This window comes from Corynebacterium sp. KPL1818 (assembly GCF_000478135.1).
GTDB classification, from domain to species: Bacteria; Actinomycetota; Actinomycetes; order Mycobacteriales; family Mycobacteriaceae; genus Corynebacterium; species Corynebacterium accolens.
Map to the genome: position 1 here is coordinate 298,828 of NZ_KI515758.1, position 23,147 is coordinate 321,974.

A 23,147-nucleotide genomic window follows, 5' to 3' on the forward strand; every position below is an offset into this window, starting at 1 on the left:
AAGGCTGACACGCCGGAGGCAATTTATATCACCATTTATTGCGGTGCGGACGAGGCTGAACTCAAGCCTTGGATTCTAGGGGTCGTTGCAACGATGATGGTTACTTTGGTGTGATACTACCGGTTTGTGTCAGGGCGTTGGTCATTACTTCGGCTGGGGTGCGCCAGTTGAGTGCTTTGCGTGGTTTGTGGTTGTGAATGTTGGCGATCATCTCCAGGTCCTCGGCGCTGTAGATGGACAGGTCGCTGTTTTTGGGAAGGTTTCTCCTGAGCCTGCCGTTGGTGTTTTCGTTGCTGCCTCTCTCCCACGGTGATCCTGGATGGCAGAAGTAGATGGGAATGTCAGTGGCCATGGTAAAGGCTTTATGGCCAGCCATTTCACTTCCTTGGTCCCAGGTAATTGATGACCAGAGTGCTTTATCGATTCCAGCGACAGCCTTGTGCAGGGCTGTGAATACTTCTTTGCTGGTGTGCCTGCCTGGCAGGTGGCCAAGGACAACAAATCGGCTGACGCGTTCTACTAACGTGATCACCGCGGATTGGTTATTTTTACCAAGGATGAGGTCGCCTTCCCAGTGGCCTGGCAAAATACGTTCAGTAACCTCTTCTGGCCGGTCGTCGATGAGGATCATGTCGTCAACGAAGCGTTGCTGGGCCGGTGTGGTGGTGCGTGTGTGGCGTTTCTTGCGTTTCTTTCTGCCGGTAGGCAAGTCCAGGCCAAGGTCTTTGAGTCGTCCTTTGGACTGTAGATAAAAGGCGTCATAAATCGTTTCGTGACTAATGCGCATGTCCTTATCCGTGGGGTAGTCGATGGGCAGGCGATTGGAAATCTCCTCCGGTGACCATTGTGCCCGCAATTGTGCGCATACATAGTCCCATAACCTTTTGTTGGCCAGCAGTTTCGGTATTTTCGGTCGCAATCTCCGCGCACAAGCCTTTAACTGGGCGGTTTCTGCACGATACGGGCCTTCAGCGCTGTGGTTTCTGCGTACTTCACGCTGAATTGACGAGGCACTTCGCCCTAAACGGCGCCCGATTTCCCGCAGCGGCACATGCTCACGAAGAAGGTCGGCGATAATTACGCGTTCTTCAAAGCAAATATAGCGATCACTGATGCGTTTATACGGATCCACACCGCCAGGCAAGGCAGGGGCACAAAGCCGTCCAGATTCGATGACGTCATGGCGTTGGCGCAGCGCTTTCATGAGTCTTTTATACGTGGTGGCATCCTCGCCGACAGGTATGAACTCTTTACGTGGCCCTCCGGATTTGATGAGTCCTTTTTCGAAGTCTAAAGACAATCGACGATCAATTCCTATCCCAGCCCCAGCATCACCAACAGGCAAGCTCGCCAACCGAAGGCGTAAGTATTCCACCCTTAACTGTGTTTGGCGGACTTTCCGGGCATACCTCGTTAGCCGGATATGGCACCCAGCTTCTGTAGCAACGGCATACGCAGCGGTGGGATGCATTCCACACGTTTTGGCGGCTTGGTGTACTGAGAGTCCGCCTTGAACTAGTTCTACAAGCTGTAAAGCCTGGCTACCGCGGCGATCAACTCGTTTGGCTTTATGTATGACTGGCACTCCGTGAGCATGGCAAAAATTCAAAGCATGCACGTAATGACAGCCAAGCTCACCAGCAGCCGAGCGAACGCTACGCCCACTGCCAACCATGGCCACCAAGCCACGACGATCCGACTCAGACAACGAATGAAACGGGCCCACAACTCCAGGCACAACAACACCCTCCTAAGGGAAAGTGTTGCAACGACCCTCTGAACTCAAGAGCCCTATTACAGACGCAAAAGTCCCCTACCACAAGGTAGGGGACGAAAGCGTTAAGCGGCTTTTACCAAGCGTTCATAACGTTGAGAACCTGCGGCTTCGACTTCTCCAGCTGGTAGCCAAACTGCAGCCAGTTGTGCAGACCCTGTGCCGGGTAGTCCACGGTCGGGTTCAGGCCCTGCAGGCGAGCAGCACCTTCCCAGACGTGGGTGGTGATGCGGGAACCGACCTCAAGGGCAGCACCGGCTGCTTGGTGCTCTGGGAGGTAGCGCTGGCGGTCAAGGTCGCCCGGGATACCGGTTGCGGCGGAGATGTAGACATCGGTATTGCGCAGCTGCGGGATGAGCAGCAAGGGGTCATTCTGGAAACGCTTCGGGTTAAACAGCGAGCCGTACATCGCGTTGATGTTGAACCCACCGGCATCCAGCATGGCAAAGCGCATGAAGGTCTGCGCGCCCGGCACCGTCGTGGTCAGGTAGCCAGAGAAGGACAGCGCCTGGCGGAACTGGTCATTGTGCTTTGCGGCCAAGGTCAAGGCAGAACCAGCGCCCATGGACAGGCCAGCAATAGAGTTATTATTGCGGGCCACACCAAAGTTGCTCTCCAAGTAGGCGGGAAGCTCGCTGGTCAGGAAGGTCTCCCACTTGTAGTTGACCGGCTCGTTCGGGTCGTACTTAGCGGGTGCCTGCCAGTCAGCGTAGAAGGAGGACTCGCCGCCTACCGGCATGACCAGGGTGATATTGTGCGGCTCGTAGGTACGTGCCGCATTGACGTCATTGACCCACGCATTGGTGCGGTCGGTCGCACGCAGTCCGTCCAAGAGGTACAGGCCAGCGTTGCCGCCATTCTTTGCGGGCTGGATCTGCACTGGGATATTGCGGCCCATCGCCTGAGACCACACATCGCAGCGCTGGACCCACCAGCCCACCTGGTCCCACTCGCACGTGCCAGTATTGTCCGCACGCAAGAAATCGCGGTGAGCTGCGTGCGCCTGCTGGGTGCCGCCTGCCACTACGGCAAGACCCAGCGCTACGGCGACTGCCATGATGACCGAAAGGACGCGACCCCTAATAGATGCAGTCATCTTTCTCCTTCACAAAGTATTTGGTAATTGTCACTTAGCTTTATCGCTCGGAATCTGTGAACCGTTAACATCCCGACGCGAAAGCCTAACTAGCAAGCAGTCTAATGCACTCCCGGGCCAAATGTTGCATCTTCCCCCATCAGTCCAGGTAAGACCCCGGATCGGAAGAGAAGGAAAGCGTCCTTGCCCCTGTCAGCGAAAATTTAATATTTTCCCAGAAACGGCCCCAAGTTAAGGGATCCCTGTACGTGGCAAAGAGTTCCTGAAAATCGGCATCGTTAAGCGCGGTGCGGGCCTTGCGAGCCGCATCCTTATCAATCCAGAACGGCACGGAATCAATATCGGCCGCGGAATCCGCCACCTGCCACGGCATCCCCAAGCTCTTGTCGTGGCCAATCCGGCCGCCCTCGATGCGGGGCTGGCGCGCGGCCAACGGGTTGCTCAAGCCAATCTCATCGAGCACGCGCACATCCAACGGAGCATTCATGGAGGTAAGCCCCAGGTTGAGGTAATACACCGTGGGCGGATCCGTGCGCGAAGGATCCCCCTCGGTAGCCAACCAGGAGGGGCTGCCATCGTCTTGCAGGTAGCGGAAGGTCATGGCATCGCCATCCTCCAGCTCCTTAATCGCGTCCTTATAGCCGTGCATCATCTCACTGCGCAGGAACTCTTCGGCGTGGCGGGGCGGTTCATCCATCCGCGTAGTGTGGGTCCAAAAATCGCGCTCATCCACAATGGAAATATCACTGTCATAGACGGCTGGATCCACCGGGTGGCCGCGCAGCGCAACGATAATCGCCCACACGGCGCAAGCGACAGAAGCCACCCATACCCGCAGGTTCACCACAAAAATGGGAAGCAGCGCGGCAAAAAGCGGCAAAAGCAGCATGCGCCCATGCATGAAATCGCCGCCCACGCGCAGGACATACAGGGTGTGCAGCACCGCGGTGCCGACAAAGAGGTAGACGGCGCTTGCGGTAGAGCGCAGCTGCGGCGGGCGCAGCTCAGCCTTCCAGAGTGCGGCTACCACCAGCACGACCAGCGGCAGCACCAACCAGTAGGGCCCAATGAAATCGCCGAGGTAGGTAAAGCCCTTTCCCCATTCGGAGCCGCTGGCGGATTTTGCCACCGCCGTATGCGGGGTCAATAGGCCGTAGTATCCCATGCGGAAAATCTGGTAGCCCAAGGGCAGTGGCAGGGCGATGGCCAGCACCTTCCACGAGCGCGTGGAAATCAACAGCACGATTCCAACGATGCCGCCGTACAGCGCCAGTTCGGGGCGGATGAGCCAGGACAGCCCGGCCCAGAAGGCTAGCCAGTACGCGGCGGAATTCCCGCGCGCGTGGCGGTGCGGGCGCGCCCACTGCAGCAGCAGCCACCACAGCATGGCCAGGTAAAACAGGCACAGGCCCCATTCCAGGCCGGAGGTAAAAAAGTCACGCGCCGGCGGCAGCGCCACATAGACCAAGGCACCGGCCGGAAGCACGATGCCGGAGTGCATGCTTGCCGATGCCCACGTGCCCACCACCATCGCCGCGACCGCAAGGAGAAGCCCGAGGTAGATGGCGATGGATTCGAGTTCCGCATTGCTCACCCATCGCACGGCTAAGATGAGGTATTGCCACAGCGTGGAGGTATTGGCCTCCACGCGCTCGCCCACATTGAATACGGGCCCGTTGCCGGCCTCTAGGTTACGGACGGTGCGCAGGACGATGAGCCCGTCATCGGAAATCCAGCGGCGGGCGAACCCGCCCCACAAAGACAAAACACCGATGACAAGAGCCGAGGCCGGAATGCTCCAGCGCGCGAGGGCCTTGTTATCGGTGTTAAACACGAGGATCGAGTGTATCAGTCCGATCGGAATTTGCTACATCGAAAATCCGCCGCTGCCTAGACCAATGGCATGACGTAGACGGCCATGGCGATACAAGCCAGCCAGGCGATGGCGAGGAATTGCAGGGTGCGGTCCCCCAACGCGATTTCTTCCGGCGCACCACCTTGACCGCGGTCCACGTCGGCGGCATAGCGCAGGATGGCGATGGTAAACGGCACCATGGAAATCTGGTACCACACGCCACCGGAGGTTGCGGCATTCGCCAGCTCAAAGCCCCACAGGGAGTAGAAGACCACCACGGCGGTGGCCGCTAGCGTCCATACAAAGCGCAGGTAGGTCGGCGTATAGCCCTGCAGGGACTTGCGGATCTTCGCACCGGTCTTTTCCACCAGCAGGATTTCGGCATAGCGCTTACCGGAGGCCATAAACAGCGAGCCAAAGGCGGCGACCAGCAAGAACCATTGCGAAAGCTCAATATCGGCGGCCACACCGCCGGCCATGGTGCGCAGCATGAATCCGGAAGAGACCAGTGCGATATCGATGACCGGAATATGCTTCCAGCCAAAGCAATAGCCCAGCTGCAGGGCGATGTAGACCGCCATGACGATGGCCAGCTCTAGCCCCGCGGTGGCCAAGAAGGACAGCCCGATGGACAGGCCAACGAGCACCACGGCCATGACATAGGCCACCTTGATGGGCAGCACGCCCGAGGCGATCGGGCGGAAGCGCTTAGTCGGGTGCTCCTGGTCCTCGCGCCAATCCTTGGCGTCATTGATTAGGTAGATGGAAGAGGCGCCGAGGCAGAAGACGATGAAGGCTAGGAGGACATCGACAAGCACGCGCCCGTGAAAGAGCGACTCCGCACCGGCCGCGGCGGGCGCGGCCAGCACGAGGATGTTTTTTACCCATTGCTTCGGGCGCAGGGCCTTGACCATGCCATCGACCAAATTCTTCGGCGGCTTGCGCTTGCGGCCGGTATCGACGCCGGACGTATGCGGCTCCGAATAGAGAAAGTGCTGATTTTCAGCCTCACTCATGCGTCTTTCTCCTTCGTCATTGCCCGCGCGGTGGCAGCGCCAATGGCTGCGCCCGCGACGGTATCGGTTGGATAATGCACCCCGAGCACCATACGCGATGCCATCATCACCGGCACTCCCACGAGCGGGGCCTTGGACCCCGTCAGGCGGGAAAGGCCCACCAAGAAGGCGGTGGTGGAGGTGGCATGCGAGGACGGGAAGGACAGGCGCGAGGGGGTTTTCACCCCAACGCGCACGTAGGAATAGTCGGGCCGCTTGCGCCGCACGATGCGCTTGAGCACCACGCTTGCCGCATGCGCGGTAAACGCTGCGGCACCGATCCGAACCCAACCTTCCCGGCGTTTTTTGTCCAGGCTGGCCCCGAGGGCCGCGCTGCCCATCCAGCCCAGGGCGTGCTCACCCAGGTGGCTTAAACCGCGGGCGGTGGGCACTACGCCCGGCACGTCAAAGGCGGCGTTCTGGATGGATTCCAGGACGCGGGATTCTGCGATGGAAAGCTTATTGGGCATCAAAAACCTTCTTCCAGGAGGACCGCGCAGTCAATTCCGGCAACGCGGCGCGGTAGTGCGCCCGCAGGTCATCGAAGTTTTCTTCAATTTCCTTTAGTAGGCCGCGGGTTTCGGCGATAAGCTCCTTGGCCAAATCGCGGTCGCGCTTGCGGAAGGCTACGCCCGTGCCGCCGGCCGTGGACACGGTGGCGGAATCCAGGCGGGACAGAGTGAACCAGCGCGCCTCTTCTGGGGTGAGGTTCAGCTGCGGTGCCGCGTGGTGCGCCGGATCCTCCTTGCTCAGCAGGTGCTTAAGGCCCTTGGCCGCCCACGGCAGCTTTTTGACCTTGCCCAGGCGGCCGCCCACATTGCGGGTGGGAACGCCGGGCGCGCCGGTCGGCGCTGGCAGCTGATCCGCGGATTCGATGATGACCGCATCCGAGTAGTTCTTGCGGATCTCCGCGATGCGCGGCAACGAGGTATCCAAGATATCGAAGAGGCGGTCTGGCCCCGCAAGGAAGTCCTTCATGGCCTCAATTTGGATGGCCATGGTGGAGTATTCCATGCACATAGTGTGCTTGAGCGTGGATTTAAAGATAGACCTAGTAATGCCAGATACTGCGCCATCGTGGTACAGCGAGGCCACGATCAGGCGGTTGCGCAGGTGGAAATAGGCCTGCCAGTCAATGGCATCGTCCTTATCCGCCCAGGCCATGTGCCAGATGGCCGCGCCTGGCCAAGTCACGGTTGGGAACCCATTGCGGGCGGCGCGCAGGGAGTACTCGGTATCGTCCCACTTGATAAAGAGCGGCAGTGGCTGGCCGTTGGTCTCTGCCACCACGCGCGGGAAGAGGCACATCCACCAGCCGTTATATTCCACGTCCACGCGGCGGTGTAGGTCGCGGGAATCGTACTTCTTTGGATCCAAGCGAGTTTCTGGCGTGCCAATGGCGCGCAGCGGGTACTTGGCAAAGTCGTGGTCATACACGGCGTGCGGGGCGGCGCCCCACATGAAATCGGAGCGATTGACCTGCTCACCGGTGGTGCGCAGCTGGGAACGCTCCTGCAGGTTGAGCATCTGCCCGCCCACGATGATGGGCCTGGCGGCGTAGCGTGCAGCCTGGACGGCACGCAGCACCGAATCCGGTTCGATGGCGATGTCATCGTCCATGTACAAGATGAAGGGCGAATCGGTGTTCTCCAGCGCCTCGTACATGATGCGGGAATAACCGCCGGAACCGCCGAGGTTACCCTGGCGGAATTCGCGGAAGCGATCGCCAAAGTGCGCTACCGCCTCGTCGTATCCGGGCTCATCGGCCGGGTGCTGATTGCCCTGGTCCGGCATGAGGACGAAGTCGATGATCTCATCCACCACCGGATCTTCTGCCAGCGCCTGCAGGGCTGCGACGGCGTCCGTGGGGCGGTTGAAGGTGGGGATGCCAACGGCGACGCGCTTTTCGGAAGGGGCGAGCTCGGTGCCATCGGGAAGCGTCTGCGCCGCTGGGGCCTGCGGGGAGCACCAGGCAGCATCCGCTAAGGTGGTTTCCTTTTCCGCGGTGATATCGAACCACAGCCAGCCGCCGTCCTCGAAGTTTTTGAGCGGCAGCTCAAACTCGTGGTGGCCGGTGCCCACGAGGTGGTTGGCCACGGAAATGCGCTGGCCATCCTGCTTGGAGCGGTACAAAGAAATATTTGCCTGACCCTCGATCTCCAGGCTTAGAACCACCGAGCGCAATTGCGACCAGCGGCGCCAGTAGGAGGCTGGGAAGGCGTTGAAGTAGGTTTCAAAGGAGGCTTCCTCGCCGGCCGGGATGGTCACGGCGGTCCGGTTTGTCCAGCTCAAGCGCTCGCGGTTTTGCTCCGCCTCGATGAGGTAGAGCATGCGTACGTCAAAGGGTTCGCCGCGCTTGGGCAGCAAGATTCGCTGCAGGGGCTCATAAGCCGTGGTGTTGTTGGCAGTCACGATTGCTTCGATTCTCCAAACGATTTAAACAGTAGTCAGCGACCTAGCGTAGTTGTTTTCGCGCGACTGCTCGGGTTTACACGCGGACAATAAAAGAAGGGCCGAGGAATTCCTCCTCGGCCCAGGGTTAATGAGGCACCTTATGCGCTCACGCGCTCGGTTACCGGGTCGATGCCCAGCTTGTTCAGCATGTAGTAGACGCGGGCCTCTAGGTCATCGGCAAGCTCGCGGGCCTGCTCAACGGTCTCAGCCGGAGCGATGTCCCAGATCTTGATGTCCTTGCCGGCTTCATCGCGCTCGACCTCGCGGCCCAGGTAAACGATGTAATCCGGCATGGCCACGGTCCGCACCTCTTCGAGGTACTTCTTGGGAGCCTGGCCCATGCCGCGCTCGCTCATGACGTGGGCTAAGTGGTCATTGCCGTCATTTTCCGGGTGTGCGGCGGCGGTATCGACGTAGAGCGCCTCCCCCGCGTGCTTTTTGGTGAGGTCCGCGGCGGCCTTGGCCAGGGCGTGGTTATTGCCCGCGGCGAAGCGAACGTGGATGCGGTGGGCTCCGAAGAACTCGCGCACCTCGCGCTCTACCAGCACGGGGATGAATTCCACGAGCCCGGCGTTGGCGGTGTGCTTGGCGATGACCTCGTCCAGCTTCGCATCGATGTCAGCACGGGTATATCCGTGACCGTACTTGGTATGTAGGTCATGACGGAGGGTTTCAAACTGGTTCATTGTTATCCCCTTTCCTGGATTCTTTCCCCGTTTGCTTTTTGTTAACTTAAAGTTAACTTTACAACGCGGTGTGACATACGTCAATTGGTTGGTCATAACCCAGTAGTTAGCCCTCGCGTGGAGCAAGTTACGCGTGGGGCGCACTGGGCTATAGACTCTGCCTTTGATGATCCTGCTCATTGATAATTACGACTCGTACACGTTTAACCTCGCGCACCTCATCGCAGAGGTCTCTGGAACCGAGCCCCTCGTCATTCCCGCGGGCGAGGCCGCCGGCATCCCAGAGCGCGTGCGCGCCGGCGAGTTCAACCACGTGGTTATCTCCCCTGGCCCCGGAACCCCGGAGGAAGACAACGACTTTGGCATGTCCCGGCGCGTTATCGAGGCGGCCGCCGCAGCGCGAATTCCCCTGCTCGGCGTCTGCCTTGGCCACCAGGGTCTGGCGATGCTCGCCGGCGCCCGCGTACGCCGCGCGCCCGAACCGCGCCACGGCTTCGTATCCACCATTAGCCACTCCGGCGAGGGGATTTTTGCCACCATCCCGCAGGATTTTCAGGCGGTGCGCTACCACTCGCTACACATTGAGCCAACCCCCGGCATCACCGTGCACGCCCGCAGCGAAGACGGCACCGTCCAGGCCCTCAAGGTCGATGGTCTGCCACATTGGGGCGTGCAATTCCACCCCGAATCGGTACTCACCCAGCACGGCGCGACCCTGCTACGCAATTTCCTCGGCGGTTTTCGCCTCCTCCACCGCGAGGTCCCCGGCGCGATTGACTGCCCACGGGTCTTCGCGGCGCTGCAGGCAGACGGCAACGACGCCTTCTTCTTGGACTCCGCCGACGCGCGCGGGCGCTATAGCATTCTTGGCGATGCCACCGGTCCGCTTAGCCGCTCCTTTCGCTACCGGCTTGGCGATGCCCCCGATATCCTCACCACCCTCGAGCGCGAGCTATCCACGCAGGTCTTTGACGCGCCGGATCTGCCGTTTACCGGCGGGGTAATCGGTTACTTGGGCTACGAATGCGCGCAGCTTACCCTGCCCATCCAGCTGCGCCACCGCTCGCCTTATCCCGATGCCTACTTCATCCGGCCGCAGTCCTTCCTCGTCTACGATCACCACCGGCAAGTGGCGCACCTGTGTTGCCTCGACGGCGACGGCGCGCAGAGCCTGCTCGACCGGCTGGAGGAAGCCCTGGAAGGCGGGCAGGTGGGAAGCGAGGGGGCGGCATCGGCAAGCGCGGGTGCCTGGCGCACCACCGACTATCTGGACCGCATCCAGCGCGCCCAAGAGCTCTTGCACGCCGGGGAAAGCTACGAGGTATGCCTGACCGATACCTATACCGCGCAGGCGACCGGCGATATTTATGCGGCGCTGCGCCGGCACAACCCGGCACCGTACGCGGCACATCTGATATTCGACGGTGTGGAAATCTGCAGCGCCTCGCCCGAGCGTTTCCTCAGCGTGCGCGATAACCGCGTCGAGGCCAAGCCCATCAAGGGCACCATTCCAGCCCACCAGGACCCCTCCCTGCTTCGCGATGACCCCAAGACCCGCGCCGAGAACCTTATGATCGTGGACCTTTTGCGCAACGATTTATCCCGCGTGTGCGAGCCCGGCACCGTGCGCGTTCCAGGGCTGATGAACGTGGAAAGCTACGCCACCGTGCACCAGCTCGTCTCCACGATTACCGGCCAGCTGCGCCCCGGTGCCACCGCGCTCGATGCCATCCGCGCCGCCTTCCCGCCCGGCTCCATGACTGGCGCGCCGAAGCTGCGCACCTGCCAGATTATCGATGCCCTCGAGGCCGGACCCCGCGGCGTCTATTCCGGCATCGTGGGCTACCTCGGCTATTCCGGCGAGGCGGATTTCAGCGTGGTCATCCGCACCGCGGTGCGCGCGGGTTCCGAGGTCACCGTCGGCGCCGGCGGGGCCATCGTCCTCGATTCCGATCCCGCAGCCGAGCTGGCCGAAAGAAATCTCAAGGCCCAATCTGTCATAGGGGCGTGGTCATGAGCTCCTATATCTGGCGCGACGGCGCCTTTATCCCCTGCACCCCACCAACCGCTTCCTGCACCGTGGCCGATTCCTGGCGCCATTCGCAAGGCCGCACGCACGGCCTCCAGCTCCACCTGAAGCGCTTCGAATCCGTGGCTGGAGCCTTGCCCGCCGGCTTCGTCCCCGCCATGCTGGAGCTGCTTTCAGGCGGCGAGCTTTTCCCCCGCATCGCCCTCATAGCCGGCAACCTATACCTCGATATCCGGCCTGCCCCGGCCCCGCGCGCCCACACGCGCCTTACTTATGCTAAGGCCCCCGATCCCCGCGCACAGCCTCTAGTTAAAGGCCCGGACCTGCCCGCCCTGGCCGCCTACCGCGAGCAGTATCAGGTAAGCGGCACCGATGACACCGCGATTGTCGATGCCCACGGCGCTATCGCAGAAACCACCACCGGCGCGCTCATCGCCTGGGACGGCGACACCCTCCTGCTTCCCACCGGCGTGCGCCTGCCCAGCGTGACCCTGCGCCAGGTCCTGCACCGCTGCGAAGACTTAGGGCTTTCCACCGCGCAGCGCCCGTTGACCCCGGCACTCGCTGCGGAATGTCCCCTGTGGTTTATCAACTCACTGCACGGCATTAGCCCCGTCAGCTCCATACACACACCACACGGCACCATCACTCCGCCGCCGCACCCGGAGGCCGCAAGCTGGCAAAACTGGTGGTGGCAGGGTTTTAGTTCCGAAACTATGGGTGAACACTACACATAACACTCAACACAACACTCAACATGTGCAGTGTTGTGTTGAGTGTTGGGTGTTGTGTTGAGTGTTCACGCCGAGATTTCTATTAGCTCGGGCAGATCGCGGCCTTTAGCCTCGGCCCCGCAGCGCACGCTTTAATTCGCTGCCGATAATGGTGCGCGCAACCAACGCATCCGAAATGATCCCGCCCATCTGGACGAACGGATGGACTTGGCCCTTAAATTCAATAGAGCTCACTACATTTCCCGCATTGAGCATCCGCCCAACGTAGTCACTTACCTCAGAGACCAACGGATCAAGTTCACCGGTGATCACCGTCGCTGGAGGCAGCCCCGCCAGATAGCCATTCCTGCCGGGAGACATGCGGATATCCGTGCGGTCTGCGGTGCCCGCGTAAGAATCATAAAAATAGTTAAGGCGCCGCCGGGTGAGGTAGTAGCCGTCACTAAAATCCGAATGGGATTGCGTGTCAAAGGTGGATAAATCCATGACGGGATAGATCAACACTTGATGAGCCAGCTTATCGCGCAGTTCTTGTGCAATCACCGCTGCGATATTGCCGCCCGCACTGTCTCCGCCCACGGCAACGCGCGTTGGATCGATGCCAATCCCCAGTTCTCCTTGTAACACCCCGTCTACTACTGCACGGCAATCATCTAGTGGTGCTGGGAAGGGGTGTTCCGGTGCACGGCGATAGTGCACGCTGATACAGATGATTCCCGATTCTGCGGCAATGTCCCGCACGGTTGTATCCGTGGTCTCTAAATCCCCCAGCACCCAGCCGCTGCCGTGGAAGAAGATGAAGGCAGGCTCTGCTGGTGGGGCATCGGAAAGCGCGGGCTCCTGTGGTATATAAACCCGCACCGTGACACCGCGCACCGAGGTCTCGTACACGGAAGCCATCGGGGTTTTCTTGCCCCACGCCGATGCCGTTTTCAGCTGGGTGGAACGGTTTTCCTCTGGGGTGCGCGTGTCCAGCTGCGAGGCATCCCTGTTCAGCTCGAGGAATTTTTGGGCTTCGGGCTGAATAAACACCATAAAAATACTTTCCAGTACTGCACCTAGTAAGCGATGCGAGCACTCATCATAGCTGGGTTGGATAGCGGAAAGGCCCGCCGGGTGTTCCGGCAGGCCTTCTTTGCTTGCTGCTTTTTCTTATCGGGAATGCGCGTTGCGCGGCTGCGCAGTTTCAAATGCTCCTGGAGCCGCTCCGGGGACATCTTCCACATGCTGCGGTCCGCGTGCCCGGGCTTGGTGTATTTCTTGCGTTGCGCCATGCCGTCACCTCCTAACCTGTGAGGTGACTAAGCATAGCGTGCCCAGGGCGGATTAGCAGCTCTTAGTGTCCACGCTCTTGCTCGATGGCCTTGCCCTCGTTCCAGAAGGGCACGAGCTTATTATCGAATAGGGACAGCGCGGCGCCGATGGCCATGTGCATATCCAAGTACTGGTAGGTGCCCAGGCGGCCGCCGAACAACACCTTGTTCTCCTTGGCTTCTTGGGCGGCTAGTTTGCGGTACGCCTCCAGCTTGGCGCGGTCCTCCGGCGTATTGATGGGGTAATACGGCTCATCGCCCTTATCGGCAAAGCGCGAGTACTCCTTCATGATGACCGTCTTATCGGAGGGGTAGCGGTCCTTGCGCTCTGGGTGGAAGTGGCGGAACTCGTGGATGCGGGTGAAGTCCACATCGGCATCGTTGTAGTTCATCACCGGGGTCCCCTGGAAGTCACCGGTATCGAGGACCTCGAGGTCGAAGTCCAAGGTGCGCCAGCCGAGCTCGCCTTCAGCAAAGTCGAAGTAGCGGTCCAGCGGGCCGGTGTAGATAACCGGGGCTTCCGGGGACTCAGCGCGCAGATCCTCGCGGACATCGAACCAGTCGGTGTCCAGGCGGACCTCGATGTTTTCATGATCCGCCATGTTTTCTAGCCACGCCGCATAGCCATCGACGGGCAGGCCTTCAAAGGTGTCGTTGAAGTAGCGGTTATTGAAGGTATAGCGCACCGGCAGGCGGGTGATATTGCTGGCCGGCAGTTCCTTGGGGTCGGTCTGCCATTGCTTGGCAGTGTAGTCGCGGATGAACGCCTCATAGAGCGGGCGGCCGATAAGCGCGATGGCTTTTTCCTCCAGGTTCTTGGCCTCATCCACAGAGAATTCGCCGGCTTGGTCCTTGATCAGTTCGCGGGCCTCATCGGGCGAGTAATAACGGCCGAAGAATTGGTTGATAAGCCCCAGCCCCATGGGGAATTGGTAGGCCGTGCCATCGTGCATGGCAAAGACGCGGTGCTGGTAGTCGGTGAAATCGGTGAACTGGTTGCAGTACTCCCACACGCGCTTATTGGAGGTGTGGAAGAGGTGCGCGCCGTATTTGTGCACTTCAATTCCGGTGGTGGGTTCCGCCTCGGAGTAGGCATTGCCGCCCAGGTGCTCGCGGCGCTCAACGATGAGCACCTTCTTTCCCAGCTGGCTAGCGGCCCTTTCCGCAACGGTCAGACCAAAGAATCCGGAACCAACAACGATGAGGTCATAAGAAGTCATGGCTCCCACTTTATTGCACGCCAGCGAGGAACACGGGTCATCGGCGTGTCGCAACAAGATTCACAGTTGTCACACTCGTAGCATCACTATCAACTGTTAACTTTTGGCAACCGTTTTTACAGCTACATCGGCACCTAACTCAACCCAGGGAGAATAGAGTGAAGCAACGACGTCGACTAGTCCCCACGAGGTCACCGTGGACCACACCCGTCATCGCGACGGTTTCCTCCATTGCCCTCGTCATGGCGGCCGCATTCGGCGGCCAGCAGGTCCTCAAAACCCAGGACTCCGGTTCCGGCGGCCCCATCGAGGTGAAAAACGCCTCAGAAAGCTTTAGCGACGCCGACTCCGTCGTCGTTGATGATCCCGCCGTGGCAGCGCAAGGCGATGGCGAGGGCCCGCGTGCCGTCAAGCACTTCCACCGCGACGAACCATTCAACATGTTCGCTGTGACCTGGGAGGGCAAGCGCGACGTGCACTCCTTCGTCCGCTCCAAGCAGGAGGACGGCTCCTGGAGCGAGTGGTTCGATATGGATGCCATGAACTACGGCGATGGCAAGAACGGTACCGAGCTTATTTACGTGGGCGATACCAACGATGTGCAGGTATCCATGGCCAATGTGGACCTCGTGACCGGCTCCAACCTGGATGACGATGCTGAATTGCTCGAAAAAGCAGCCGGCGCTGCGGATGCCAACCGTGCCGCACCGCTGCCCTATAACGTCGGCGATATCGCCCCTGTAGCTGATGAGAACAACACCGACCGCACCACCGTGTCGGACCTAGATGCCGTCTTCATGGACGGCAATGCCCAAGAAGGCCACGCCATCGAACCAACTGCCACCACCGATGGCATGCCAAAGGTAGTTTCTCGCTCCGGATGGGGCGCCGATGAATCCAAGCGCTGCCAGCAGCCCACCTACGATGACGGCATCAAGGCGATGACGCTGCACCACACCGCGGGCTCCAATAACTACACCCCGGCACAGGCCGCCGCGCAGGTTCGCGCTGCCTACGAATACCACGCACAGAACCTGGGCTGGTGCGATATTGGATACAACGTGCTCGTGGATAAGTTCGGCACCATCTACGAAGGCCGTTACGGCGGACTCGACAAGGCCGTCCAGGGCGCCCACGTTGGTGGCTTCAACTCCCATAACTGGGGCATTTCCATGATTGGTAACTACGAAATTGCGGAACCATCACAGAAGATGCTGAACTCGGTAGCAGAAATCGCCGGGTGGAAGGCCGCTATCTCAGGCATCGATCCCACCGGCACCGCTACCCTGACCTCTGGTGGCTTCGGCGGGTCCAAATATGCGGCCGGCGCGCAGGCAACCGTGCCTGCCTTCAGCGGACACAATGATTTCCACTACACCCAGTGCCCGGGTAGCCACACCGTGCAGCACTGGAAAGAGATCCGCGATAACACTAAGCAGAAGTACAACGCGGTTAAGGTCGGCGGCAGCGCCGCTGCAATGAACTGGGATAAGAAGCCATCGATTAGCGGCGGTCAGTCCACCCCGGGCGGGACCACCTCCTCCATCGGCGGTGTCGACATTCCAGTATCGACCATCCAGGCCTTGGCTGGCATCGCCGCCGCGGTCTTCGGCGTCCTGGTTGCCAACGACCGCGTGGCACAGCCGGATACTGATAAGAAGGTTGCCGGTAACCTGACCGCGGGCGATATTCCGAATATCGTCAACAAGGTTGTGCAGCTTTCTAATAACGAAGGCCTCAAGGAATCCTGGACCTCCGTCCTCAACGCCTTTGGCCCAGTCCTGGGACTCGCCGTTGGTGGACCGAACTCCACCGATTCCGGCAAGATCATGTACCAGCTCTTCCAAAACGGCGTGGTCCTCTCCTCCAAGGACTCCGGAGCCAAGGCCCTGACCGGGGAGATTGCTAAGAAGTGGGCAGAGGGCGATAACGCCTCCAAGCTCGGCCTGCCCACGACCAATGAGATTAAGAACGGCAAGGAAATCCGCGTCCAGTTCCAGGGCGGCGAGATTGTCTACAACATCGACACCGAAAAGGTAGACATCTACACCAAATAGTCTCCTCCATGGAGACGAGGCGCTAGAACCAGCGCTCCAAAACCTTTGCCACGCCCGCCTGGTGGTTGGCCACGGTGACCGCATCAGCGGCCGCCTTGACCGCCGGGAGGGCGTTTTCCATTGCCACCCCGCAGCCGGCCCAGGTGAGCATCTCAATGTCATTGGGCATATCACCAAAGGCAATGGTCTCTTCCTGCGCTATCCCATGCTGCTTGGCCAACCACTCCACGCCGCGGCGCTTGGTGACGTTGGGGGCCGCAACCTCAAGCACGCCCTCCTGCATGGAGTAGGTGATATGCGCCAGCTCCGAATCAATATGGGGAGCAATCAAGTCATAGAGTTCCGGTGCGGAATATTCCGTATTCCGGATAAGCAGCTTGACCACTGGCTGCGCCACCAGCTCGCCCACGCTGACGACGCCAAAACCCTCAAAGAGGGCATTTTCGGAGTAGTGCGGGTCGACGACGAAGAGCTCCTCGGGGGCATCGGCAAGCGAACCGCCCGCGCGTTCCGCGCCAAAGCCGACGGTACCAAGGACGCGCTGCGCAACCGTCACCACCTCTTCTAACGCGTCCGGGTACAGCTCGCGCGCGGATAAGACGCAGTCCTCCGCGGAATCATAGAGCACCGCCCCATTAGATGTCACGCATACCGGGCGCACCGTGAGCTGCTCCAGCACCGGCTCTATCCAGCGAAAGGGCCTGCCGGTGGATAACGCAAAATAAGCACCCTGCTGCACCGCCCGCGCCACTGCGTCGCGGTTGCGACGCGGGACGCGATGATTGCGGTCCAACAGGGTGCCGTCAATATCGCTCGCGATGAGCCGAGGGGCCCGGGTAGGGAAAGTATCCATACCCGCGAGTTTACTTCAGGATTTAGAAGTCCATCTCATCCTCATCGGAGTCTTCCCAGTTCAAGGAACGCTTGATAGCGCGCTTCCATTCACCGTAGAGGTAGTCCACCTCTTCTTGCTCCATCTTGGGCTTGAATACGGTGAGGTCACCGCGCTGGGTATCCAGGATGCTGAGGTCCTCCCAGAAGCCATTGTCCAAGCCGGCAGCAACAGCGGCGCCGGTTGCGGTGGTCTCAATGTTCTTCGGGCGGTGCACCTCCACGCCCAAGATGTCAGACTGGAACTGCATGAGCAGCTCGTTGGTGGTCATGCCGCCGTCCACGCGCAGCTCGGTGATCTCCACGCCGGAGTCCGCCACCATGGCATCCGCCACATCGCGGGTCTGGTAAGCGGTTGCCTCGAGGACGGCGCGTGCCAGGTGTCCACGGTTGGCAAAGCGGGTCAGGCCGACGATGACGCCGCGGGCATCGGAACGCCAGTGCGGAGCGAAGAGACCAGAGAACGCTGGGACGATGTACACGCCACCGTTGTCCTTGGTCTCGCGTGCCAGGTTCTCGATGGCAGAGGAGTTGGGGATGAGCTGCAGGTTATCGCGCAGCCACTGCACGAGGGAGCCACCCATGGAAACGGAGCCTTCCAGTGCGTACACGGGGCGCTCGCCCTCGCGCTGGAAGCAGACGGTGGTCAGCAGGCCGTTTTCGGAGAACTTCGGGGTGGTACCGGTGTTCAGCAGCAGGAAGAGGCCGGTGCCGTAGGTGTTCTTGGCCGAACCCGCGCGGAAGCAGCCCTGGCCAAACATAGCGGACTGCTGGTCACCCAAGATGGCGCGAATGGGAACGCCGGCGAGGGAACCGCGCTCGCGGACGGTGCGGAAATCACCCAGGGACGGGCGAATCTCCGGCAGCATGGACATCGGAATGCCCATTTCCTTGCACAGATCTTCGTCCCACTCCAGCTTTTCGATGTCCATGAGCAGCGTACGCGAAGCGTTGGTCACGTCCGTTGCGTGCAGCGCTTCCTTGTCGCCGTCGCCCTCGGCACCGCCGGTCAGGTTCCACAGCAGCCAGGAGTCAATGGTGCCGAAGAGCAGCTCGCCCTTTTCGGCGCGCTCGCGGACACCATCAACATTATCGAGGATCCACTTGACCTTCGGGCCCGCTGGGTAGGAGTTGATCAGCAGGCCGGTGCGGCGGCGCCACTTATCCGGGCCCTCTTCACCTGCCAGTTCCTTACAGATGGCGGAGGTGCGGGTGTCCTGCCAGACGATGGCGTTGTAGACGGGCTCACCAGTGTTCTTATCCCACACCACGGTGGTTTCGCGCTGGTTGGTGATACCGACGGAGTCGATATCTTCTACTGTTATATCGCCATTGGCCAAAGCCTCCCCCACAGCACGGCGGGTGTTGCTCCAGATCTCCTGCGGGTCGTGTTCTACCCAGCCCTTTTCTGGGAAGATCTGCTCGTGCTCGAGCTGGCCCACGGATACCTGATCGCCATCGTGGTTGAAGATGATGCAGCGGGTTGAGGTGGTTCCTTGGTCAATAGCTGCGACGTATTTCTTATCACTCATGTGTCTAATTTCTCCTGTATAGGGGGTGGATTAAAGCGCAATGGACAATAGGCCAACGGCAACAGCCGAAAGCAGCGGGCCAACAATCGGCACCCATGCATAGCCCCAGTTAGCGCTGCCCTTGTCCTTAATGGGAAGGACGAAGGCGTACATCAAACGCGGTCCCAAGTCACGGACCGGGTTGATGGCGTATCCCGTAGGCGTACCAAGGGACAGGCCGACGGCAACAACGACGAATGCCACGCCGAAGTAGCTCAGTGGGCCCAGCTCGCCACCGGCAGGACCGAAGGCGATGAACATCAACAATACGGTGGTGGCGATGAACTCGGTTACCGTATTCCAGCCATTGTGTGGGTGTGCGGGGGCGGTGAAGAAGATTCCCCCGGTTTCAGAATTGGCGCCGGTAACCTTGCCCTCTTCGTCGTAGTTATTCGCATCGAAGAGTTGCTTGAACGCGGCCCATGCCAGGAAGGCACCGAACATAGCACCCAGGATTTGGCCTAGCGCGTAGAACGGAACCAGGTTCCATTCAAGCGAACCATTGAGCGCGAGCATGAGCGTTACCGCAGGGTTCAAGTGGCCCCCAGTCGGGTCGGCGACGCTGGCGCCGACGAAGACGCCCATGCCCCAGCCCAAGGCGATAACTATCCAGTCGGAGCCACGCGCACCCGAGGTGCGGAGGTTCACCAGCGCACACACGCCGTTACCAAGAAGCAGCAGCAGCGTGGTGCCGATAAACTCCCACAAAAATGCATCAGATCCAGCCATTAGCGGCTCCCCTTATCCTTGAGTCTCGGTCGGACGAGCGGAGCCAGCGCGGACCAGAATGTCGTTAGCTTCGCGGTCGGTCACAGCTGCCTCAGCGGCCAGCTCTGCCTCGGTGTGCTTGGTGAAGGTATCCACCTCGAGCTGCTTGTCTTCCTCGCTCCAATCCAGCAGCGGAGCAACGAAGTCTGCCACGGCAGGAGCTGCGTTGACGCCACGGTCACCAAACTCGATGGCGACGCGGAGGCGACGGGTCAAGATATCGTCCAAGTGCAGCGCGCCCTCGTGGGTGACGGCGTAGCGCACCTCAGCCCAGAGGTAGGTTTCAGCACCGGGAACGGGCTCGAGCAGGGACTCATCGTCCTGCGCAGGAGCCAGAACCTCGCCCAAAAGCGAACCGTAGCGGCCGAGCAGGTGCTCGATGAAGTCCTCGCTCAGGTTGTAGCGGCGGGCCAAGGTAGGAATCTGGTTGGCCAGCGCGTGGTAGCCGGCAGCGCCCAGGATCGGGGTGTGCTCGGTGATGGACTCTGGCACCTTGCCGCCGAGTTCTTCCACGGCTAGGTCAACGGCATCCTTACCGATGACGCGGTAGGTGGTGTACTTACCACCGGCAACGGAGACCATACCCGGGGCCACGCGAGCCACGGCGTGGTTACGGGACAGGTTGGTGGTGGAATCGGACTTGCCGGACAGCAGCGGGCGCAGGCCGGAGTAAACACCGACGATGTCATCACGGGTGATCTGGCGGCGCACGCGCTGGTTGACCTCATCCAGGATGTAGTCAATATCCGCCTTTGTAGGGGCGGGATCCGGAAGGGATAGGCCCTTCTCCCAGTCGGTATCGGTGGTACCGATGATCCAGTAGTCACCCCATGGGATGACGAAGAGGACGGACTTTTCGGTCACGAAGCACAGGGCTGCTTCTGCATCCAGGGCATCCTTTGGCACGACGATGTGCACACCCTTGGAAGCGTGAACGGTGAACTTGCCTTCCACGCCGGCCAGCTCCTGGATTTTGTCGTTCCAGACACCGGTAGCGTTGATGAAGACCTTACCGCGCACGGTGGCCTCGCGGCCGGTGGCGGTATCGCGAACCTTGGCGCCAACGACGCGGCCGCCGCGGTCCTTATCAAAACCGATGACCTCGGTATTGGTGCGCACATCGGCGCCGTATTCAGCGGCGCTGCGCAGCACGGTCATCGTGTGGCGGGCATCGTCCACCAGGGTGTCGTAGTAGCGCACACCGCCGACGATGGCGTCTTCCTTCAGGCCAGGGGTGACCTTGAGGGCGCCCTTGCGGGTGAGGTGCTTTTGCATCGGCACGCTCTTTGCACCGCCCATGAGGTCATAAAGGGTAAAGCCACCGAACATCATGACGCGCTCCCATACGTGGTGGGTGAGCGGGAAGATGAACTTCAGCGGCTTAACTAGGTGGGGAGCCAACGTGGACATGTTGAGCTCGCGCTCCTTCAGTGACTCTGCCACGAGGCGGAAGTCAAACATTGCAAGGTAGCGCAGGCCACCATGGAACATCTTGGAAGAGCGGGAAGAGGTACCAGCGGCGAAGTCGCGGGACTCCAGCACCGCGGTCTTCAAACCACGGGTTGCCGCATCCAGTGCCGCGCCGGCACCTACGGAGCCACCACCGATGATGACGACGTCGTAGTCCTCATCCGCGTAGCCATTCCACACATTTTCAAAATATTCGGGGTTAAAGGATTGATTGCTTTGCTGGGTCATTAGAGACCGCATCTCCTTCCTTGGTGCTCATGTGTGCTTGCTCCGACAAACAATGAATGAGATGGCGTAAGCACAGCTAAAAGCAAGTTTTGGATGATTCATGATGGCGACTATTGCGCTCTAAAAAGTAGAGCCAATATCTCCTATCTCCTATGGTAGAGGTCACCGCTTAAACATTCACTAGAGGTTTCTCACACGTAACTTCCGGCCCCGTAAGCAGTCAATTCCCGCCCTTTGATTAGCCAACCAAAAAGAAAACCACCCCCTCGCGGGGGTGGTAACGCCAACGTTTGCACGCGCCTAGTCTTTTTGTAACCGGGCCATCGCTTCCAAAACCTCGGACATACCTGCGCGCTCGGCGGAATACGTCACAGCCTGCGCATCCTTGACCACCTCGATGGGCGCGGTCTCCAGGGCAACGACCGGGATGTAATTCAAGAATTCTTCATCGCCCGGCTCATTGCCAAAGACCAGCGCCTCGCTCGGCTTGGCTTCCAAATCATCCAGGATGCAATCCACGCCGGCGGCGGCCGTGACCGAGGTAACCTTCATCGCTTCTTTATCCAAAAGCGGCTTTTCGGCCTGCTCATCAAGCTGGATATGCCACACCGCCTGCGGGACATCGAGATCCGCATCGCACGAGACCACGATGAGCACCTCCGCTGCGGGGTAGATGCTTTCTAGCGCCGCCTTCAACCGCGGGGTCAGGGCATCGTCTTCCCAGTTCAGCGTGCTTTGATGCGCCACCACTACGCGCGGGATGGCAGAAAACTGGGCCTTGAGCCGGTGCGGCAGACGGGAAACTATCAGGCGGGACTGGGTCGCCACGGCGAGCAATCCCTGCTCTACCACGGATCCTTCCCAGATCTCCTTGCTGCTTGCGGCAATAGAGGCTTGGGCCTGCGCCACATCCGTCTTCAGCTGGGCCATAACATCGGCGACCTTATCCTTGCCCTCATCCAAGCCGCGGGTTGCCTCTTCCACCACGGCATTGAGGTTGGTCTTGACCCACTCCAAGGTATCGGCCGCGATGTGCTTCTTTTCCTGCGGCTCTTTGCCATCGTGCTCATCCTGCCCTTCCTCATCCTTGGCAGAGGCCATGTGGTTGCGCACGAGTTCAACGGTGGAAACGGAAACGCGATCTTTGAGTCCCACCAAGTCATCGCGCAGGCGACGCACTCGGTGCCGCTCCGTTTCCACCTCCGCATCGCGGGCTTCGGCCTCTTCCAGCGTCGGGGCGGAACCACCCTTGCGCGCAGGAACCCAATATTCGCCGGCGGGCATGGGGCCGAACTCCGCCTCGTAATCCTCCCAGAGTCCCTCCAAGGCCTCCTGCATGCGGCGGCGGATTTCTGCGGTATCGGCCTCCGGATCCCCGGTGGGGTAATACGGCTCGAGCGCGGTAATAAAGACCGGAGTCTTGGTGCGGCCCAAGTTCTTCTTGTGACCCTTTGTCCACAGGCGCTGCGAGCCGAACATCACCTGCGGAACAATTGGCACGCCCGCTTCAAAAGCGATGCGGGAGGCGCCGGTTTTCATGCTGCGAATTTCAAAGCTGCGGGAAATCGTGCCTTCAGAAAAGACGCCGACGAGCTCGCCGGCCTCGGCAAGCTCTACCGCCTTGCGCAAGGACTCTTTGCCATCGATGCGGTCTACCGGCACGTGCCCCATAGCGCGCAGCAGGGCGCCCACGCCTGGGGTGCTAAAGATGCTGGCCTTGGCTAGAAAGCGCACCAGCCGTTTTTTGCGATAGGCAATGAACGCGCCGAACAGAAAATCCATATACCCGGTGTGATTGCACACAAGGACGGCACCGCCGTCATCGGGAATATTCTCCTCCCCAGACAGGCGCATCTGCAGGCCTTGGGCCAAGGTGAGGCCGCGCCCGATGTGGGTGATCTGGCGGTACAAGAAATTCGTCGCAGCGTTCATGGTGCTCCTTTAGC

At 60.3% G+C, this 23,147-nt stretch carries 18 protein-coding genes; 3 read left to right on the forward strand and 15 right to left on the reverse strand.

What is annotated here, in order from left to right:
- Positions 1-100: 100 nt before the first annotated feature.
- The 7 genes from HMPREF1261_RS01240 to HMPREF1261_RS01270 form a co-directional block, all read right to left on the reverse strand.
- Positions 101-1,300, reverse strand: a complete 1,200-nt coding sequence (locus HMPREF1261_RS01240; protein ID WP_232207963.1) for an IS30 family transposase — start codon at positions 1,298-1,300, stop codon at positions 101-103.
- Positions 1,301-1,850: 550 nt separating this feature from the next.
- Positions 1,851-2,870 carry an alpha/beta hydrolase family protein gene (locus HMPREF1261_RS01245; protein WP_023029677.1) on the reverse strand — a complete coding sequence of 340 codons (1,020 nt, stop codon included), beginning with the start codon at positions 2,868-2,870 and terminating at the stop codon, positions 1,851-1,853.
- Between the two features lie 139 nt (positions 2,871-3,009).
- Positions 3,010-4,704 carry a hypothetical protein gene (locus tag HMPREF1261_RS01250; RefSeq protein WP_023029678.1) on the reverse strand — a complete coding sequence of 565 codons (1,695 nt, stop codon included), beginning with the start codon at positions 4,702-4,704 and terminating at the stop codon, positions 3,010-3,012.
- Between the two features lie 56 nt (positions 4,705-4,760).
- Positions 4,761-5,741 (reverse strand): decaprenyl-phosphate phosphoribosyltransferase, encoded by a 981-nt coding sequence (locus tag HMPREF1261_RS01255; RefSeq protein ID WP_023029679.1) that lies wholly within the window; start codon positions 5,739-5,741, stop codon positions 4,761-4,763.
- The gene (locus HMPREF1261_RS01260) at positions 5,738-6,250 is read right to left on the reverse strand and encodes a phosphatase PAP2 family protein (protein ID WP_005285243.1); all 513 of its coding nucleotides are present in this window, start codon (positions 6,248-6,250) and stop codon (positions 5,738-5,740) included. Before HMPREF1261_RS01260 ends, HMPREF1261_RS01255 begins: the two co-directional genes overlap by 4 nt.
- Positions 6,240-8,192, reverse strand: coding sequence for a glycosyltransferase (locus tag HMPREF1261_RS01265; protein ID WP_023029680.1), 1,953 nt, complete (start codon positions 8,190-8,192; stop codon positions 6,240-6,242). The genes HMPREF1261_RS01260 and HMPREF1261_RS01265 overlap by 11 nt, the downstream gene beginning before the upstream one ends.
- A gap of 140 nt (positions 8,193-8,332) precedes the next feature.
- Positions 8,333-8,920: a three-helix bundle dimerization domain-containing protein gene (locus tag HMPREF1261_RS01270; RefSeq protein ID WP_023029681.1), complete on the reverse strand. Its 588-nt coding sequence runs from the start codon at positions 8,918-8,920 to the stop codon at positions 8,333-8,335.
- Between the two features lie 166 nt (positions 8,921-9,086).
- Between HMPREF1261_RS01270 and HMPREF1261_RS01275 the strand changes: the two genes are divergently transcribed.
- Together HMPREF1261_RS01275 and HMPREF1261_RS01280 are read left to right on the forward strand one after the other, a co-directional pair.
- Positions 9,087-10,937 carry a chorismate-binding protein gene (locus HMPREF1261_RS01275; RefSeq protein ID WP_023029682.1) on the forward strand — a complete coding sequence of 617 codons (1,851 nt, stop codon included), beginning with the start codon at positions 9,087-9,089 and terminating at the stop codon, positions 10,935-10,937.
- Complete coding sequence (locus HMPREF1261_RS01280; protein WP_023029683.1) at positions 10,934-11,686, forward strand: aminotransferase class IV; 753 nt, start codon at positions 10,934-10,936, stop codon at positions 11,684-11,686. Before HMPREF1261_RS01275 ends, HMPREF1261_RS01280 begins: the two co-directional genes overlap by 4 nt.
- A 102-nt stretch (positions 11,687-11,788) precedes the next feature.
- Here HMPREF1261_RS01280 and HMPREF1261_RS01285 read toward each other — a convergent pair whose 3' ends face one another.
- The 3 genes from HMPREF1261_RS01285 to glf form a co-directional block, all read right to left on the reverse strand.
- Complete coding sequence (locus tag HMPREF1261_RS01285; protein ID WP_023029684.1) at positions 11,789-12,718, reverse strand: alpha/beta hydrolase; 930 nt, start codon at positions 12,716-12,718, stop codon at positions 11,789-11,791.
- Between the two features lie 23 nt (positions 12,719-12,741).
- The gene (locus HMPREF1261_RS01290; RefSeq protein ID WP_023029685.1) at positions 12,742-12,957 is read right to left on the reverse strand and encodes a hypothetical protein; all 216 of its coding nucleotides are present in this window, start codon (positions 12,955-12,957) and stop codon (positions 12,742-12,744) included.
- A 62-nt stretch (positions 12,958-13,019) separates the two neighbouring features.
- Positions 13,020-14,216, reverse strand: a complete 1,197-nt coding sequence (gene glf / locus HMPREF1261_RS01295; protein WP_023029686.1) for a UDP-galactopyranose mutase — start codon at positions 14,214-14,216, stop codon at positions 13,020-13,022.
- 158 nt (positions 14,217-14,374) lie between these two features.
- Here glf and HMPREF1261_RS01300 point away from each other — a divergent pair, with 158 nt between their 5' ends.
- Positions 14,375-16,273 (forward strand): N-acetylmuramoyl-L-alanine amidase, encoded by a 1,899-nt coding sequence (locus tag HMPREF1261_RS01300; RefSeq protein ID WP_023029687.1) that lies wholly within the window; start codon positions 14,375-14,377, stop codon positions 16,271-16,273.
- Between the two features lie 22 nt (positions 16,274-16,295).
- Here HMPREF1261_RS01300 and HMPREF1261_RS01305 read toward each other — a convergent pair whose 3' ends face one another.
- The 5 genes from HMPREF1261_RS01305 to HMPREF1261_RS01325 form a co-directional block, all read right to left on the reverse strand.
- Positions 16,296-17,126: a Cof-type HAD-IIB family hydrolase gene (locus HMPREF1261_RS01305; RefSeq protein ID WP_023029688.1), complete on the reverse strand. Its 831-nt coding sequence runs from the start codon at positions 17,124-17,126 to the stop codon at positions 16,296-16,298.
- Positions 17,127-17,148: 22 nt separating this feature from the next.
- Positions 17,149-18,696: a glycerol kinase GlpK gene (glpK, locus tag HMPREF1261_RS01310; RefSeq protein ID WP_005279713.1), complete on the reverse strand. Its 1,548-nt coding sequence runs from the start codon at positions 18,694-18,696 to the stop codon at positions 17,149-17,151.
- A gap of 30 nt (positions 18,697-18,726) precedes the next feature.
- Positions 18,727-19,464 carry an MIP/aquaporin family protein gene (locus HMPREF1261_RS01315; RefSeq protein WP_005285290.1) on the reverse strand — a complete coding sequence of 246 codons (738 nt, stop codon included), beginning with the start codon at positions 19,462-19,464 and terminating at the stop codon, positions 18,727-18,729.
- 12 nt (positions 19,465-19,476) lie between these two features.
- On the reverse strand, positions 19,477-21,201 hold the full coding sequence (locus tag HMPREF1261_RS01320; RefSeq protein ID WP_005279711.1) for a glycerol-3-phosphate dehydrogenase/oxidase: 1,725 nt from the start codon (positions 21,199-21,201) through the stop codon (positions 19,477-19,479).
- A gap of 300 nt (positions 21,202-21,501) precedes the next feature.
- Entirely contained in the window at positions 21,502-23,133 is a 1,632-nt protein-coding gene (locus HMPREF1261_RS01325; protein WP_023029690.1) for a 1-acyl-sn-glycerol-3-phosphate acyltransferase, read from the reverse strand.
- Between the last annotated feature and the right edge of the window lie 14 nt (positions 23,134-23,147).